Below are 17,414 nucleotides of genomic sequence, written 5' to 3'. Positions count from 1 at the left end.
CTCTTCAACTCTGCAGCTAGAGATAGATTTAGTATCAAGAGCTCAGATTAAATACATGCACTTACAAGTTAATTGCAAAAAGATCGGTTAGTGCCTTGTAAATTTTCAATTTTGCTTTGCTTTTTGCAAAAGGTGCGACAGCAAGTAAAGGCGCATCAATGCGTGCTTTCAAACTTTCAAGGTTTGCATCAAATTCCGACATGTTGGGATCTATCTCATTTGCAATCCAGCCTACACATTTCACCCCTTGAGCTTTGAGCGCTTGAATTGTAAGCAGTGTGTGATTCAAGCAGCCTAACTTCATACCAACAACTAAAATAACAGGTATTTCTCGGGCTTTTACCCAATCAGACAAATATTCAGAGTCATTGATTGGTAAAGACCAGCCACCAGCACCTTCTACAAGAGTGGACTCGGCACCGACGGATAGAATCTCTTTATAATGATGATTAAGTTCTATTTGTGTAATTACTTTGTTTGCACGTTGCGCTGCAATATGAGGCGCAATTGGCGGCTCGAAACAAATTGGATTAATTTGTTCATACTTAGCATGGACATTTGAAGACTCCATGATGTTTAAAGCGTCTTCATTGACTAACTGGCCAAATGCTTCTTCAGCTCCGGCTGCAATAGGCTTAAAACCAATCGCCGAGCGCTTATGTTGAGTCAAGAACTTGAGTAATAAACAAGTAACATGGGTTTTACCGACTTCAGTATCGGTCCCTGTGATAAAAAATGAATTCATTATTTCGTTAACTCCAAAATACCGACTTGGTAGCTAATAACCGCTTTACCGTCTCGTAATGGAAAAGCGGACAGTAGATTTTTATAAGCCGCTTTACCCAATAGACCTTGCTCTTTTTGACAGTCGGTCAGATGATTTGCACCGATATTTTTCACTGATTTGATGGCATTGATTGGTTTGTCATAGTGATCTTCAAGACAGAGCTGATTTGAATACACCACTTTGAATCCAACACTTTGTGCAATTTTGATTAACTGAGTTAGATTCAAAAAATCATTAATGTGTTGTTTATCGTCCACAGCTTTCCATGCCTGAGCTATTTCAGACAAAGAACCATCTAATACTGTCGATAATAAAACTTGAGAGCCTGACTTACTCGCAAAATGAAGTGATTTAAATAAAGTTTCAGGATCTGCACTCCACTGAATTGCAAAGTTTGAAAATACAGCATCGAATACATTTTCTGTAAAAGGCAGTTTATCCATATCTGCACAAACACGATTCACATTATCCTCCGGATGCGTTTCAGACAACATGCCCAAACTCAGATCCATCGCAACTAGACACTCACTATGATGTTTAAGTTTATGCTGATGCAATAAAGGACCAGCGCCTAAGTCGAGCATGACTTGGCTTTGTTTATTCAATCTTGAGAATAACAACTCGGCAGCCAACTTTTGCACATGCGCATGTTGCTTGTATTGCCCTGCAGCTTTTGAAAACTGCTTCGCCGTTGACAGTTTATCGGGTGTTGCAATCATGTAGACACCTTTAAGGCTGTTACTAGCTTTTTAATATCATCATGAGTATGTGCTGCGGTCATTGTGATCCTGAGTCTGGCCGTATTGTGCGGAACAGTAGGCGGGCGAATTGCTGTTAGCCAAATCCCTTGCTCTTTGAGCTTAGCTTGCGCACTTAATGCATTTTCAGCGCTCCCTAACACAACAGGTTGTATGGCGGTCTCTGACGGCATTACAGGAATATTTAGATCAGAACAAAGCTGCTTGAATAACGCAATATTACTAAACAAGTGCTTTCTCTGCTCACTCGCGTCAAGTACACGTAAAAACTGCTGCTCTGCGGCTTGCACCATGAGCGGTGACATAGACGTCGAATAAATATAATCACGATTAAACTGGAGTAAAAAGTCGATGACTGTTTTGCTTGCTAAAACCGCCGCGCCCTGACACGCCATTGCTTTACCGAAAGTAATAACTAGAATTTCAGGCTTGCAACCTAGGCCTACACTTCCCAGGCCATTCTCGCCCAATACACCAAAGCTGTGTGCATCATCTAACATCAGCCAAGCATTGTGCTGCTGTTTTAATTCCATTAGCTGCTTCAGCGGCGCACAGTCTCCATCCATTGAGAACACGCCTTCGCTAATAATTAACTTATTAGCAGCTTTACTTTTTTCTAAACGCTGTCGTAAGTGCCCCATGTCATTATGGTTGAAACGGATATGCTTGGCATCAGATTGTAAAGCCCCATCTATTAAACTGGCGTGGTTAAGTTTGTCTTGGAAAATGACAGAATCTAACGCGGCTTTTGAGCCCGAACTTTGTGAAAAAAGAGACTTAATCACACTGCAGTTTGCACTAAAGCCCGTGCTAAATAGTAAAGCTGACTCGTAGCCAAAATGTTTACACAGTAAGGATTCAAAATCTTTATGGCACTGGTGATATCCTGTAACAAGTGCCGAAGAGCGGCTGCCTGTCAGTGTACCTTGTAACTCTAAATTAGACCCTAAACCAAGATAATCATTACTGGCAAAGTTAAGATAGTGCTTACCATTTTTGCTCGTTAAAAAGCGTGCGTCACTTGAATCGGCAATTACATTGCGAGCACGCAACAAAGACTCTACTCGTCTCTGTTGCAGCGCTTCTTGTATAAATTCAAAAGCCATTCACTATGCTTCGTAAAATAGCTCTGACGTTGCCTTATCAGCAATTTTTGAACTTAAAGACGCTTCGTACGCTTCATCAGAGTAGTCTTGACGTTTCTCTGGATTCATACCGAGCTTCTTAAGTAAGTTCATATCAGCATCGGCTTCTGGATTTTCCGTAGTCAGTAACTTGTCACCGTAGAAAATTGAGTTAGCGCCAGCGAAGAAACACATTGACTGCATTTGCTCATTCATTGCAGTTCGACCAGCTGACAGACGCACATAACTGTGCGGCATCATAATACGTGCAGTAGCAATAGTTCGAATAAATTCAAAATGGTCTAGATCTTCAACATCTTCAAGTGGTGTGCCTTTAACTTTTACAAGCATGTTAATCGGAACACTTTCAGGTTGTTTTGGTAAGTTTGCAAGTTGCATTAATAAACCATAACGGTCACCCGCTTGCTCACCCATGCCAACAATACCACCTGAACATACTTTCATGCCCGCATCACGCACATTGTCTAATGTATCTAATCTGTCTTGATAAGTACGTGTTGTGATTATTTGCTGATAATATTCAGGCGAAGTATCAAGGTTATGATTATAGTAATCAAGACCTGCATCTCTAAGGGCGTGTGCTTTTTCATTATCAAGCATCCCCAGGGTCATACATGTCTCTAGCCCAAGTTCCTTTACTTCACGCACCATTTTAGCAATATAAGGCATGTCTCTGTCTTTTGGGTCAGACCATGCAGCGCCCATACAGAAACGTGTTGCGCCTTTCGATCGGGCTAATCTCGCTTGCTCTACTACTTTTTCTACTTCCATTAGACGTTCACGATCTAAGTCTGTTTTATAATGCGCTGACTGTGGACAATATTTACAGTCTTCAGGGCATGCCCCCGTCTTAATTGAAAGTAAGGTCGAGATCTGTACTTCGTTTGGATTAAAGTTCTCACGGTGAATACTTGCTGCTTTAAATAGCAAGTCGTTAAACGGCATGTTAAATAGTGCTTTTACTTCTTCGTAAGTCCAATCGTGACGAACTGTAGCCATAATCTGATACTCTTTTTATTCTTAGCCTGTCTATTAATTAGGCGTTTGATTTGACGGTGATTGGCTTAGTCTACTGAGTGTCGTAGTATTGTCAACGTCACAGCAAAACTAAAGGTTTACAAGTGAGCAATAATCACCCTATAGATATCAAATTCGATAAACAGCATATTTGGCACCCCTATACGTCTATAGGTGATCCGTTACCTGTGTATGGTGTTACTCATACTGATAAGAACAAACTTTATCTTGATGATGGCACTGAACTCATCGATGGCATGGCCTCTTGGTGGAGTGCCATACATGGATACAATCACCCTAAAATAGTCGCATCAATACAACAACAAGCACAAACAATGTGCCATGTTATGTTTGGTGGGATCACACATGCTCCAGCGGTTGACCTATGTAAAAAGCTGGTTGCAATTAGCCCAGAACCTTTACAAAAAGTGTTTTTAGCCGACAGCGGTTCTGTAAGCGTTGAAGTTGCAATAAAAATGGCATTGCAATACTGGATAAGTAAAGGTGAAACCACTAAAACAAAGCTCATGACCGCTAGAAAAGGCTATCATGGTGATACCTTCGCTGCGATGAGTGTTTGCGACCCAGTTAATTCAATGCACAGCATGTATCAGGGTTTCTTACCTGAACATATCTTTGTCGAAGCACCAAAAGCTGGTTTTTACGATAACGAAAATGAAGCCGAACTTGCAGCGTTAGAACACGCGTTTGAACAACATAGCAATGAAGTCGCCGCTTTTATTATCGAACCCATAGTACAAAACGCTGGTGGTATGAACTTTTATCATCCGTCTTATCTCAAAAAGCTCAGAGCACTGTGTGATAAATATCAAGTACTCCTCATTTTAGATGAAATTGCTACTGGCTTTGGTAGAACAGGAAAAATGTTTGCATGTGAACACGCAAACATCAGTCCAGATATTATGTGTATCGGGAAAGCATTGACTGGTGGTGCGATGACGCTTTCTGCGACACTGGCAACAGAAGATGTCGCTGTCGGGATCAGTCAAGGTGAAGCTGGCGTATTAATGCACGGACCAACTTTTATGGGTAATCCTCTTGCCTGCTCTGCGGCTAATGCCAGCTTAGAGCTACTAGAAGAAAACGATTGGCTTTCACAAATTAATCGTATCGAACAGACAATGAATACTTACTTATCTCAATGTTCAGAATTAAATGCTGTTGAAGATGTCAGAGTATTAGGTGGTATTGGTGTCGTTCAAGTCAATCGTTCTGTAGATGTCGCAAAAATTCAAAAGTATTTTATTAGAGAACATAAGGTTTGGATCAGACCGTTTGGCAAGCTGATTTATATAATGCCACCTTATATCAGCTCAGATATCGACATAATGGCTTTATGCACTGCAATTTACCAAGCTATCACCACAGAAGAATACTAAAGCTTATATTCATAAACTTAGCGTTATTTGTTCGAACTGATACAAATAACGCTGAAACATAACTATTAATTTGTTAGACTACTGCGCTTTATGTAATTAGAAGTAGAGTAAACTAACATATGCAGCAAACCGTCCAATTGCAGCCAGCAGAAGCTTATGTACCACCTAAATTCAATGTTTATCAACATCGTCAGATAGATAAGATTGAACAACTGCATCAACTTCCTGAGCATTTACGCTTTGAGATGCGTGTTGTCGCCAATGTTTTTCCTTTTCGAGTTAATAATTATGTAATCGAAGAGCTAATTGATTGGGATAAAGTACCTAATGATCCGGTATTCCAATTAACTTTCCCACAGCGAGGCATGCTTGATGATGAGTCATATGAACAGATGGCTGCACTATTAAAGCGTGAGCATACGCCAGAAGAAGTTTTTGAATTGGCAACACAACTTCGTCAAAAGTTGAATCCGCACCCTGCCGGACAGATGGATAAGAATGTACCAACTTTTGAAGGCGAGCAAGTTGAAGGTATTCAACACAAATACAAAGAAACTGTGTTGTTCTTCCCTGCTCAAGGTCAATATTGTCACTCTTATTGTACTTTCTGTTTCCGTTGGGCGCAGTTTGTAGGAAAAGCAACGCGTTTTAACAATAACGATGAAGAGTTACTGCACAATTATCTTGCATCACACACTGAAGTAACCGATCTATTGATGACAGGTGGCGACCCTATGGTTATGCGAACTGTGAAGTTACGTAAGTACCTAGAAGCACTAAAAGAGCCGCGCTTTGATCACATCAAGACTATTCGTATTGGTACTAAGTCTTTAACATTCTGGCCATTCCGTTACGTTACTGATCCAGATGCGCAAGACCTATTAGCGTTATTAAAAGAGCTTGTAGATGCAGGCAAACATGTTTCAATTATGGCGCACGTTAACCATAAGCAAGAATTACGTACAGACATTAGCCGTGAAGCAATCAAACTTATCCGTAAAACTGGCGCACAGATCCGTACTCAGGCTCCACTGTTAAACAACTTAAACGTTGATTCAGATATGTGGGCTGAAATGTGGAAAGAACAAACTCAAATGGGCATGATCCCTTACTATATGTTCATTGAGCGTGATACAGGTGCTAAGCGCTACTTCGAATTACCACTTTACAAAACTTGGGAAATTTTCCGCGATGCTTACAAGCAAGTTTCTGGTGTGAGTAGAACAGTACGTGGCCCTTCGATGAGTGCTGGTCCTGGTAAAGTTGAAGTGTCAGGTGTTACTGAAATTGCTGGTGAAAAAGTATTTGTACTTCGCTTTATCCAAGCGCGCAACCCTGAGTGGGTTCAGCGTCCATTCTTCGCAAAATACGATGAAGAAGCAACTTGGCTAGATGGACTAGTTCCTGCTTTCGGTGAAGAAAAGTTCTTCTGGCAAGAAGAATACGAAGCTATGTAAATAAGTTAAATATGAATTGCGTAGTTTACTACGCAATTCTTTTTCCACTCCTACCCGTCAATTCAATACCACTTTTCTGAACCATAAACTATGATTTAAATAGTTAATTAGATTGGAGTTATGGTATGCCAATATCATTAACCAATGAAGAAAAGGCAATTCTTAGAAGTGTTTCAATTCCACCAAGGCCTGAAGCGCTCATAAAGTTTTCTGAAGAAACTAAAAAGCCAGAGCCAAACATTTCTCGTGTATCTGAAATTCTACAAGAAGATGTTGGGATCTGTGCAGCAATACTTCAAGTCGTCAATTCAAGCGCTTTTCGTCGCGCGAAAGAAATAGAATCAATCGATCAAGCGATTATGATCTTAGGCTTGAAGAGATTAGTCCCCTTAGTTAAAGCCGTCGCAGTTAAAGCTGCTGTTGGTACAGATCCAACTATGGCTAAATTTTGGGATGTGCAAACCGATATAGCCCATATTGCCAGTATAGTTGCAATTAAACTCGAAAAACCGGCCTTGTCTAATCACGCTTATATGCTTGCGCTTTTTCATGGCGTCGGTGTGGCAATTTTAAATCAACATTTTGACGATTTTGAAGAAGTGATGTCTTTTGCAGGCGAAAACAATTGGGATGACGCAGCTAAATTGCAGTTTGATAAATACCAAACTAATCATGCGACCATTGGTGCTTTACTAGCGCAGCAATGGCGCTTACCAAAAGTCATGATAAACATTATATACTACCAACATGACATCGATGGCTTATTTCAATCAGAAGAGTTAGACAAAATTGGGTTAGATTTACTGTGTATTCTCAAACTCTCGAGACACTGTGCTTTTTTAAAAGACAAACCAAGCGAAGTAAATACTGAATGGAGAAACATCATGGATGACGTGATAGATCATCTAGATATGGAAGAAGAGCAGTTATTTAATATTATCGAAGAAATTACAGATGAGATATGAGGGCTACCAAGCCCTCATTGCATAAATACTACTTAAAACCTTTAAGCATATTTTCACAAACAACTGGTGTTGGTCTGTGATTATCATCAACAGCAACAAAGGTGAAACTACCCGAAATAGCTAAATGTTTATCATCTTTGTGCATTCGCTCTAGGAAGATATTAACATCTACTTTTAAACTGGTATTACCAACATGAGATACAGTCGCTACTAATTCAGCGAAAGTGCCCGCTGGAATAGCTTCTTTAAAATCTACTCTATCTGAAGAAATAGTAACTAAAGGCTTGCGACAAAAACGTGTTGCCGCGATAAATGCAACTTCATCCATCCAAGCCAGCGCATCACCACCAAATAAAGTATTGTGGTGATTTGTGCGTCCAGGAAAAACAGTCTTAGTTACAGACGTAACAGACTCTTTAATACGTTGCTCGATCAAGGCTTGTTTTTCAATATCATTCATTTAAGTTACTACTTCGTATTTGCTAGTTTATCTGTCATTAATAATGCAGGGTCAAGACGTTCATTGAACCAGTTGAAACGCCAGTCTAAATGCGGGCCAGTTACACGGCCTGTGGCTCCTATATCTGCAAAATGATCACCGACTTTTACTTTATCGCCAACCTTTACATGTATTTTATTTAGGTGAATATAGGTAGATGTAATGCCATGACCATGGTCGATGATCACCGTACCACCGCTATAGTATAGTTCAGGATCCGCCATAACCACTTTACCCGCAAGTGGTGCCCAAACTGGCGTGCCCGTTGTATTGGCAATGTCTAAACCAAAATGTGGGTTTCTAGGTTTGCCATTAAAAAAGCGCTGACTGCCATAAACACCTGAAATACGGCCTTTGGCTGGACGTAAAACGGTGTCTTTAAAATATGTAAAATCAGACTCTCCTGCTCGCGCAGCTCGCACACGTTTTGCATCATCTTTAATGCGAGCAAGCACTGAGTCAGGTGGTGAAACGTACTTCTTTTCGACACCCGTAATGCGATCAATTTTATATTCACGCTTAGTGATCACAATGTCTTGAGTATGCTGTTTACCTGCTTGGTCTACCCAAGTTAAAGTATGCTTTGTATCTGCATCTCGGCCAAAACCGAAAACAAACTCTCCCTCTTTGGTTATTTTTAATGCTTTACCATTAAAATAGACCGAGTTAGGCTTGTCTAATTTACCGATGATCATACCGCCTTGCGTTAGGCTGCCTTTCAGTTCTAATGCCATTGAACTGACACTGGCTGTCAAACCAACTAACGCAATCAATACATTTTTAAGCATAAGCAATGGCTCCTTTGCCTACGCCTTCAAATGCTTTTACTTTCACAGCATTGTCAGGGTGCGCCTTTTTAATTTCTGTTGCTAAGTAATCAGCAATACACTCAACTGTTGTATCACAAGGTAAGATATCACAACGCGCTTTACTGATTGCTAATTCAAAATACCCCTGCGAGGACGTATATGAAAACGAGTAGTCAGAGTCTAAAGCTTTAACATGCTTTAGTTCTGAGTTATCAATCAAATCTTCTTCAGAGCCAAGGTAAATATCTTCCCATTTACGTGACCATTCTTTTTGGAGACGAGGCATAGGAATGTTATCGAGGCTAATACCAATCAATGAACGGTGGCCGTGAACGATGCGCTGACAATTTCCATCATGCTTCTTCAAGCCATGGCTGTAGTGGTAATAAAAGCTAGAAGTTTGTTCTGGACGAAGTTCAATATCAATGTCTTTTACGTTTTCAGGCATCTTAGGCATAATTTGTTGCTTCAAGAACGCTATCACTGATTGTTCGTTCACTGTTTCAGCATCAATTAAGCAAATAGCTTGTTCTGGTGCATACATCGCAATGTGTTGTTCGTCACCGAATTGTGCATCTAACTTCACTTGTTCGTTTTCAATGCTGTATGTACCATTCAAACCTGTAGGTATTGCAAGTTTATGGTCGATTGTGTCATCGATAATCCGTTTAATCTGTTTTTTTACCAGTGCAAAATCTAAAACCATAGACTCATCATTCAAGTCTCCATGAAGTGTTAAGTCAGCAATCCAACTTTCACCTACCGGCCCTCTTTTATTACAAAAGTAAGAAAAATCAATCACAGTTAAAGCGTCTACGAATAAAATCATGTCGATCCAAAATGAACTAAGTTAACAAGAATCATTATAAAGAAATGTATTCTAAAAATCGCCCAAGTTGATGCAAGTTGTCATATAAAAATGTTTAAATGTTTAAAATATTAACAATAATCAACTGTTCAGAGTTGTTTGGCGTACATCTGTAAGCTAAAGTAGCCTGAATTTTTATTTTGAAGAAAAAGTATTAATACTATGGAACCAAAGAACAGCTACACAAAAGAAGAATTGATCCTATGTGGTCGTGGTGAAATGTTTGGTGAAGGCAACTGCCGTTTACCAAGTGACAACATGCTAATGATGGATCGCATCATTGAGATCAACGATAACGGTGGTGAATTTGGCAAAGGTCAAATTATTGCTGAGTTAGACATTGACCCTAGCCTTTGGTTCTTCGATTGTCACTTTAAAGGCGACCCAGTAATGCCTGGTTGTCTTGGTCTAGACGCAATGTGGCAGATCGTTGGCTTTTTCTTAGGTTGGTCTGGCGGCCCAGGTCTTGGACGTGCACTAGGTGTAGGCGAAGTTAAATTCACAGGTCAAATCTTACCAACAGCTAAAAAAGTAACTTACCGTGTAGATATGAAGCGTGTAATTAAGCGTAAATTATTCATGGGTCTTGCTGACGGTACTGTTGAAGTAGATGGTCGCGTTATCTATGAAGCAAAAGATCTTAAAGTAGGTCTTTTCCAAGATACAAGCGCATTCTAATTAGATTTTCTAAATAGTTGCTCTAACAACAAAGCCCTCATTTGAGGGCTTTGTTGTATTAAATTCACTATAAATTAAGTTTTAAACATATTGCGGTCGTCTACGGCTTCTCGCCACCCGCCTAACCATTCTGATCTAGATTCTAATTGTTGATATGGACAAAGTTCTTTTGAGCGTCCTGCTAAACCTGCTTTATATCCTTGGGAATGTGCTCTTTCTAATCGATCACGCTTTTGTCTCTTCATAGGTAAATCCTCACCTTTTGTTTATTAACACTGCAAAACATTGCAACATTTAATGAATAGTTAATAAAAACGTAAAATTCAAATGTTATTAGCCTTTACGCTCAAATTAAAATGATGCATGTTTTATAAAGTCTAATTTTGTAAATACGAGAACACGAAGACAATTAAAGAAATGACTTTAACGCTTCATAAAAGCAGGATTGGCCAACCCTTGGAACCTAATAAAACATATTCTTCATATAGCTGCAATATAATTTACATAATTAAAATTAACTCTAAGAAAAAAAGAATAATTTAGACAAGCAAAAGATAATATATGAAATTTGAATTTGATAAATCTATATATATGGATTAAGAATCTAAAATCAATGAAAATTCGCATTGTCATTTCACTGTAATTCTTTGACTAAATAAAGTGCATATTTATTAGGATCTTACAGACACAAAAAAGGCCGCTAAAAGCGACCTTAATCATTTGTACAGAAGTCTTATTTAATGGCTTCTAAACCGCCCATGTATTGACGTAATACTTTTGGTACCACGATTGAACCATCTGCTTGTTGATAGTTTTCTAAAATTGCTACTAACGTACGGCCAACGGCTAGACCAGAACCATTTAATGTGTGAAGTAGCTCAGGCTTCTTTTCACCTTGACGGCGAAAACGTGCTTGCATACGTCGTGCTTGGAAATCCCACATGTTTGAGCAAGATGAAATTTCACGGTACGTGTCTTGAGCCGGTAACCATACTTCTAGATCGTATGTTTTTGTTGCACCAAAGCCCATATCACCAGTACATAACACAACTTTTCTGTACGGTAGCTCTAATGCTTGTAAAATATATTCAGCGTGACCAGTTAGCTCTTCAAGCGCTGCCATTGAGTCTTCTGGTTTTACAAGTTGAACAAGTTCTACTTTATCAAACTGGTGTTGACGAATTAAACCACGTGTATCACGGCCGTAACTACCCGCTTCACTTCTGAAACAAGGCGTGTGTGCAGTCATTTTGATTGGAAGTTCTTTTTCATCAAAGATTTCATCACGTGCACAGTTTGTAAGCGGAACTTCAGCCGTTGGAATTAAGCTGAAGCCTTCTTGCTCTTCACCATCGTCGTTGATTAAACCTTTAGTGTGGAATAAATCACCTGCGAACTTAGGTAACTGGCCTGTACCTAGCAAGCTGTCTTTGTTTACAAGGTAAGGTACGTACATTTCAGTGTAGCCATGCTTATCAGCGTGTGTATCAAGCATGAATTGTACTAGTGCACGGTGCATACGCGCAACACCACCACGCATTACAGTGAAGCGAGAGCCAGTTAGTTTAACACCCGCTTCAAAGTCTAAGCCTTTATCAAGCGCTTCACCTAAATCTACGTGATCTTTAACTTCAAAATCGTACTGTTTAGGTTCACCCCATTTGATGATTTCAACATTTTCACTTTCATCACTGCCTGCTGGCACATCTTCAGCAGGTAAGTTAGGTAAAGTTAAAGCGATATTATTTAGCTTAGCTAAAATTTCGTCTTGTTCGTTCTTAGCCGCTGTAAGTTGGTCGCCAAGGTTAGCAACAGCGTCTAGTAGTGGCTGAATATCTTCGCCTTTAGCTTTAGCTTGACCAATTGCTTTGGAGCGGCTGTTTCTTTCGCTTTGTAATTCTTGTGTTTTTGTTTGAAGCGCTTTGCGTTGCTCTTCTAAAGCATTAATCGCATCAACATCAAGCTCAAAGCCACGTTTAGCTAGTCGAGCTGCTGCTTCAGCAATATCCTGACGTAAATATTTTGAATCTAACATTTTGCTTTTAACCTTTTTGCATGACTAAGTTAAGGCCTAACCAAGCCATAAAAATACATAACACCACATTTAAGGTGATATTGAGAATCATCTTCACAATTTGCCCTTGTTGAAGTAGCAACAAAGAGTCCATTGAGAATGTAGAGAAAGTTGTTAATGCACCTAAGAAACCAATCACAATAAGTGACTTATAAGGGCTTACCGCGAGTACTTGTTTTTCAAGTAAGCCAAATACAACTCCCAATAATAATGAACCGATTATATTAACGGTCAAAGTGCCAAATGGGAATCCCCTACCCAGCAGTTTAAGCATTGTATCACTAATAAAAAACCTTAAACACGCACCAAGTGCGCCTCCAAGTGCAATTGAGAGGTACATTTTAATCATTTGAATATCTTTTGTTCACACTCATTTGATTTAATGACTTTAAATATTCAAGCTTATCTTTGATCTGCTTTTCTAAGCCGCGTTCAGAAGGCACATAATATTGCCTATCTTTGATTTCTTCAGGAAAGTAGTTTTCTCCTGCGGCAAATGCCCCTTCTTCATTATGGGCATATCGATATTCATCACCATAACCTAGCTCTTTCATGAGCTTTGTCGGTGCGTTACGTAAATGAACGGGTACTTGATAATCTGGGTCGGTTGCTGCATCTTGTTTAGCTTGATTAAATGCCATATAAACTGCGTTACTTTTTGCTGCACTGGCTAAATAGATAGTCGCCTGTGCAATGGCTCTCTCGCCTTCACTTGGCCCCACACGTTGAAAAATATCCCACGCATTTAATGCGACTTGCATCGCTCTTGGATCAGCATTGCCAATATCTTCGGTGGCAATGGCTAAAAGCCTTCTTGCGACATAAAGCGGGTCACCACCACCTGCTAGAATTCTACAATACCAATAAAGTGCAGCATCTGGATCACTACCCCTAACTGATTTATGAAACGCTGAGATCAGGTCGTAGAATAAGTCTCCGCCTTTATCATATTTTGCAAAATGAGAAGGTAATAGCTGATTAAGTACATCAGATGTAATAACCACTTGGCCATGTTGATCAGATAGCTCAATAGCTTGCTCAAGTAAATTCAAGGCTTTTCTAGCATCACCACTACTTACCTGCGAGATTTGCATAAGTTGCGCATCAGACACCGTGATTTGAAGCTTTGAAAGTGTCTCATCTTTAGTAATAGCGCGTTTTAATACCTGAACAAGCTCTTCATCGGTTAAAGCTTTTAAAGTGTAAACACGTGCCCGTGATAGAATCGCGTTGTTCAGAGCAAAACTTGGGTTTTCAGTGGTGGCACCAATGAAAATAAAAGTGCCATCTTCGATGTGAGGTAAAAAAGCATCTTGCTGAGACTTATTAAATCGATGAACTTCATCAACGAACAATAAAGTTCTTTGTCCCATACTGAGGTTTTGTTTAGCTTCTAGTACTGCTTCACGGATTTCTTTTACACCTGAAGTCACAGCAGATAAATGCTGAATACGAGCATTAGCATGGTTAGCAATTATTTCAGCAATGGTGGTTTTGCCAACGCCAGGCGGGCCCCAAACGATTAGACTATGTGCTCTGCCAGACAGGATGGCTTTATATAAGGGTTTATCATCGGCTAATATATGTGACTGGCCGATATAATCTGTTAGTTGAGTTGGCCGCATTCTAGCGGCCAATGGCTTTACATCGTTGCCAAAATCAAATCCTAAATTACTCACAAAACCTATTCACTTTGAGTTTGGTCGTCTATTACAACATGTTTAGGAATGGTAAAGTTAAACAGGTTACTGTCTAAAGTACCGTTTAATTTGATGTCAGAAAATTTAAACTCAGTTAATTGACCTGATAAATCCACCACCAATATTTTTGAAAGTTGTTTGTCAGTATTAAACTGTAGCTCTAACGATTCTACTTGCGAATCGGTTGTCGATTTAGGGATGATTTTGTAATTATCTTTAGTCTTAGAAACCTGATATTTTTCCCATTGTGTTTTTGCATTTGTAGTTAATAACACAAAAGGCGTTGTTTCGATTAGGTTAAGGCTAGCCATAATGGTCACTTGCTCTGCAAATTCATCGTAATAATAAGCACGATGACCATCAGACACTAACATGGTTGAGTCAGGCTCTTGTTGTTGCCAATGAATTTTTAAAGGCTGTGCTAGCGCTAAGTTACCCGAGCCAGTTTGTAATACTTCACCTTGCTCATCCGTTACTTTTTGATTAAAACTCGCTTTAAACGTCGTCATTTCAGAGAGCTTAGCTTTAAGTTCAATTGCAGCATCTGCAAATGCGGCTTGTGACAAAAACAGCGAAGACAAACCGATTAAACTTGATAATAGTGTTTTTTTCATCATTTAATTTACTCCCCCTTTAGGGACTAATACTTCTCGAGCACCATTGTGCCCAGGTGAACTTACGACACCTGACGCTTCCATTTGTTCAACTAAACGAGCAGCTCGGTTATAACCGACACGAAGCTTACGCTGCACACTCGAAACAGATACCTTGCCAGATTCAATGACAAAGTTAACGGCTTCGTCATAAAGTGGATCAGATTCGTCGTCGGCTCCTTCAGGTGTTTCACCCGGTAATAAAATATCTTCAGTGGCATCACCACATAAGATTTCTTCGATATAATTTGGCTTACCACGGGCTTTCCAGTCATTTACAACAGCATGTACTTCGTGGTCGTCAACAAACGCGCCGTGAACACGAATTGGTACACTGGTTCCTGGTGGTAAATACAGCATGTCACCCATGCCAAGTAAGTTTTCCGCCCCTTGCTGATCTAAGATGGTACGAGAGTCAATTTTACTTGATACTTGGAAAGCCATACGAGTTGGAATATTCGCTTTAATAAGACCCGTAATAACATCAACAGACGGTCTTTGTGTTGCTAGCACTAAGTGAATACCTGCAGCACGTGCTTTTTGTGCTATGCGAGCAATCAACTCTTCAACTTTCTTGCCTACAATCATCATCATGTCGGCAAACTCGTCAATCACAACAACGATACTAGGCAGTTTATCAAGCTCTTCAGGCTCATTCGCCATGCCGTCTGTGTCTTTGAACAGCGGATCTAATATTGGTTGACCCGCTTCTTTGGCCGCAAGAACTTTTTGGTTATAGCCTTTTAAGTTACGGACACCAAGTGCTGACATGAGTTTGTAACGTCGTTCCATTTCGCCAACACACCATCGCAGTGCATTTGACGCTTCTTTCATGTCTGTGACAACTTCGCATAGTAAATGTGGAATACCTTCATAAACAGAAAGCTCTAGCATTTTCGGGTCTATCATGATCATACGCACATCTTCTGGCGGAGACTTGTAGAGCAAGCTCAAAATCATGACATTTACGCCAACAGATTTACCTGAACCCGTTGTACCCGCAACTAATAGGTGTGGCATTTTGCCCAAATCCGCCACTACAGGCTGACCGGCAATGTCTTTACCTAAAACCATGGTCAATGGCGATGGGTTTTGCTCAAATTTAGGGGCGTTAATTACCTCTGAAAGGCGTACAATTTCTCTATGTTTATTTGGCAATTCAAGACCAACATAGGTTTTACCTGGGATCACTTCTACAACTCGAACACTAACCGCTGATAGTGAACGAGCTAAATCTTTTGCAAGTCCGGTGATTTTCGCAACTTTAATACCCGGTGCTAAATCGAGCTCAAATCGCGTGACAACGGGACCTGGGTACACCCCTACTACACTCGCTTGAATATTAAAATCAAGTAGCTTCACTTCTACAAGACGAGAAACGGCATCCAATTCTTCTTTTGAAATAGGATTTTTCTGTTTATCAGGCCTATCTAATAAATCGAGTGATGGAAGAGGATCCTTTGGCGGCTCAGCATTCAGCAATTCTTCAAACTTTTCTTTCGCTGTTGGCTCTGGCACGAAAACTGGTTTTTCAGGTTCTGCTTTTGGCTTGAGCGGTCTTGCAGGAGACTGAACTCGGGTTTCTGGTTCTTGAGCTAGAACAGGTGCATCGTCTAACCCTTGTAACGCGCTAGAGGCATCAAAGTCGTCGTCATCAATCGCTGAAAAGTTGATTTCTTGCTCTAGAATATCATCTAATTCATCAAATACATCAGCTCGAGAGTTACCCAAACTTGAACTCTCAACAATAGGTTCACTTTTTATTACTTTGCTTTTAGTGTCTTGAATTGTTTCTGACTCAGTTTGCTTAGCAAATAGTCTATCTTTTAATTTCGCAATTGTTTTTTGTTCTAGCGATTGTTGAGAAGTAATGTCAGATTCAGCATGGGTGATTTCGGTTTTATCTGACATATCTTCAAGAGTTGTCATTTCATCTAACTGAACTTCAGTTTCTTGTCTAACAACAGGCTGTGCTTGCTTGTTTGATTGGAAGTCTTGGAACTTGTTGAATAATAAACGACAAGCTTGAATAACCTTTTCACCAATGTAGTCAACAAACTCAACCCATGAAACCCCTGTCATTAAGGTTAACCCTGCAAAGAAAAAGCATAATAAAATAATTGAAGTGCCCGTGAATTTAAATGCTGGGATCATCGCATCACGAACGACGTCACCAATAAATCCACCTGATGACACATGATAGATATCATCAAAATTAATGCTACTTATTGCACTTGCTGAAGAAACAAACAAAACTAGACCAATCAGTCTTAGAGCTAGAGTGACGTAATCAAGGTGAAATAACTTGTGTGGCTTCTTAAAGAGTAAATATCCAGTCAATTGAATGGCTGCAGGCACTAAAAACGCCATCCAACCAAAACTTACGAGCAAAATATCAGCAACCCATGCACCTGCTGTGCCTGTGATGTTTTTTACTTCAAGATATTCACCTGTTTGAGACCAAGCAGGATCAGATGGGTCAAAGCTTATCAAGGCACATAAAGTGAATAGTGCCGTGAATGTGCTGACGATCAGGCCAGTTTCAAGTAGCCTTTGAATTCCATTAAGACGCATAAAGTGCGTTTACCCCTAGTTTGCCTTGGT

The 17,414-nt window shown here is 39.9% G+C and carries 17 protein-coding genes; 4 read left to right on the top strand and 13 right to left on the bottom strand.

Features of this window, described 5'->3' with window-relative positions; genetic code table 11:
• Nucleotides 1–61: 61 nt before the first annotated feature.
• Genes bioD through bioB form a run of 4 tightly spaced genes read right to left on the bottom strand, consistent with a single transcriptional unit; the run spans nucleotide 62 to nucleotide 3,689 of the window.
• Complete coding sequence (bioD, locus tag ACXAC4_RS07940) at nucleotides 62–745, bottom strand: dethiobiotin synthase (protein ID WP_475160415.1); 684 nt, start codon at nucleotides 743–745, stop codon at nucleotides 62–64.
• A complete protein-coding gene (locus ACXAC4_RS07935; RefSeq protein ID WP_475160412.1) occupies nucleotides 745–1,506 on the bottom strand; it encodes a methyltransferase domain-containing protein in 762 nt (253 codons plus the stop codon). Before ACXAC4_RS07935 ends, bioD begins: the two co-directional genes overlap by 1 nt.
• On the bottom strand, nucleotides 1,503–2,651 hold the full coding sequence (locus tag ACXAC4_RS07930) for an aminotransferase class I/II-fold pyridoxal phosphate-dependent enzyme (RefSeq protein ID WP_475160410.1): 1,149 nt from the start codon (nucleotides 2,649–2,651) through the stop codon (nucleotides 1,503–1,505). The genes ACXAC4_RS07935 and ACXAC4_RS07930 overlap by 4 nt, the downstream gene beginning before the upstream one ends.
• A 3-nt stretch (nucleotides 2,652–2,654) precedes the next feature.
• Complete coding sequence (gene bioB, locus ACXAC4_RS07925) at nucleotides 2,655–3,689, bottom strand: biotin synthase BioB (protein WP_475160407.1); 1,035 nt, start codon at nucleotides 3,687–3,689, stop codon at nucleotides 2,655–2,657.
• Nucleotides 3,690–3,811: 122 nt separating this feature from the next.
• Between bioB and bioA the strand changes: the two genes are divergently transcribed.
• The 3 genes from bioA to ACXAC4_RS07910 all read left to right on the top strand — a co-directional run bounded on the left by bioA (nucleotide 3,812) and on the right by ACXAC4_RS07910 (nucleotide 7,529).
• Nucleotides 3,812–5,107: an adenosylmethionine--8-amino-7-oxononanoate transaminase gene (gene bioA, locus ACXAC4_RS07920; RefSeq protein ID WP_475160405.1), complete on the top strand. Its 1,296-nt coding sequence runs from the start codon at nucleotides 3,812–3,814 to the stop codon at nucleotides 5,105–5,107.
• Between the two features lie 119 nt (nucleotides 5,108–5,226).
• Nucleotides 5,227–6,564 carry a KamA family radical SAM protein gene (locus ACXAC4_RS07915; RefSeq protein WP_138634427.1) on the top strand — a complete coding sequence of 446 codons (1,338 nt, stop codon included), beginning with the start codon at nucleotides 5,227–5,229 and terminating at the stop codon, nucleotides 6,562–6,564.
• A gap of 125 nt (nucleotides 6,565–6,689) precedes the next feature.
• Nucleotides 6,690–7,529, top strand: coding sequence for an HDOD domain-containing protein (locus ACXAC4_RS07910; RefSeq protein ID WP_475160404.1), 840 nt, complete (start codon nucleotides 6,690–6,692; stop codon nucleotides 7,527–7,529).
• A 28-nt stretch (nucleotides 7,530–7,557) separates the two neighbouring features.
• On the opposite strand, the gene ACXAC4_RS07905 is transcribed toward ACXAC4_RS07910, so the two are convergent.
• From ACXAC4_RS07905 to ACXAC4_RS07895, 3 genes are read right to left on the bottom strand one after another with little or no spacing between them, the layout of a single operon-like run.
• On the bottom strand, nucleotides 7,558–7,989 hold the full coding sequence (locus tag ACXAC4_RS07905) for an acyl-CoA thioesterase (protein ID WP_058029749.1): 432 nt from the start codon (nucleotides 7,987–7,989) through the stop codon (nucleotides 7,558–7,560).
• A gap of 8 nt (nucleotides 7,990–7,997) precedes the next feature.
• Entirely contained in the window at nucleotides 7,998–8,816 is an 819-nt protein-coding gene (locus ACXAC4_RS07900) for a M23 family metallopeptidase (protein ID WP_475160402.1), read from the bottom strand.
• On the bottom strand, nucleotides 8,809–9,666 hold the full coding sequence (locus ACXAC4_RS07895) for a 6-carboxytetrahydropterin synthase (protein WP_475160400.1): 858 nt from the start codon (nucleotides 9,664–9,666) through the stop codon (nucleotides 8,809–8,811). The genes ACXAC4_RS07900 and ACXAC4_RS07895 overlap by 8 nt, the downstream gene beginning before the upstream one ends.
• A gap of 201 nt (nucleotides 9,667–9,867) precedes the next feature.
• On the opposite strand from ACXAC4_RS07895, the gene fabA reads away from it, so the two are divergent.
• The gene (fabA, locus tag ACXAC4_RS07890) at nucleotides 9,868–10,383 is read left to right on the top strand and encodes a 3-hydroxyacyl-[acyl-carrier-protein] dehydratase FabA (RefSeq protein ID WP_349287286.1); all 516 of its coding nucleotides are present in this window, start codon (nucleotides 9,868–9,870) and stop codon (nucleotides 10,381–10,383) included.
• A 74-nt stretch (nucleotides 10,384–10,457) separates the two neighbouring features.
• Here fabA and rmf read toward each other — a convergent pair whose 3' ends face one another.
• The 6 genes from rmf to ACXAC4_RS07860 form a co-directional block, all read right to left on the bottom strand.
• Complete coding sequence (rmf, locus tag ACXAC4_RS07885) at nucleotides 10,458–10,628, bottom strand: ribosome modulation factor (protein WP_130254303.1); 171 nt, start codon at nucleotides 10,626–10,628, stop codon at nucleotides 10,458–10,460.
• A 488-nt stretch (nucleotides 10,629–11,116) separates the two neighbouring features.
• Nucleotides 11,117–12,418 carry a serine--tRNA ligase gene (gene serS, locus ACXAC4_RS07880; protein ID WP_349287287.1) on the bottom strand — a complete coding sequence of 434 codons (1,302 nt, stop codon included), beginning with the start codon at nucleotides 12,416–12,418 and terminating at the stop codon, nucleotides 11,117–11,119.
• Nucleotides 12,419–12,425: 7 nt separating this feature from the next.
• Nucleotides 12,426–12,806 carry a fluoride efflux transporter CrcB gene (gene crcB, locus ACXAC4_RS07875; protein WP_058029743.1) on the bottom strand — a complete coding sequence of 127 codons (381 nt, stop codon included), beginning with the start codon at nucleotides 12,804–12,806 and terminating at the stop codon, nucleotides 12,426–12,428.
• The gene (locus tag ACXAC4_RS07870; RefSeq protein ID WP_475160398.1) at nucleotides 12,799–14,136 is read right to left on the bottom strand and encodes a replication-associated recombination protein A; all 1,338 of its coding nucleotides are present in this window, start codon (nucleotides 14,134–14,136) and stop codon (nucleotides 12,799–12,801) included. The genes crcB and ACXAC4_RS07870 overlap by 8 nt, the downstream gene beginning before the upstream one ends.
• Before the next feature lie 5 nt (nucleotides 14,137–14,141).
• Nucleotides 14,142–14,774 (bottom strand): outer membrane lipoprotein periplasmic chaperone LolA, encoded by a 633-nt coding sequence (lolA, locus tag ACXAC4_RS07865; RefSeq protein WP_475160396.1) that lies wholly within the window; start codon nucleotides 14,772–14,774, stop codon nucleotides 14,142–14,144.
• A complete protein-coding gene (locus ACXAC4_RS07860; RefSeq protein WP_475160395.1) occupies nucleotides 14,775–17,384 on the bottom strand; it encodes a DNA translocase FtsK 4TM domain-containing protein in 2,610 nt (869 codons plus the stop codon).
• Between the last annotated feature and the right edge of the window lie 30 nt (nucleotides 17,385–17,414).

The organism is Pseudoalteromonas sp. AWM4_233 (assembly GCF_056158285.1).
The sequence above is the reverse complement of the archived record's forward strand: the minus strand, read 5'-3'. Positions and strand labels throughout refer to the sequence as shown.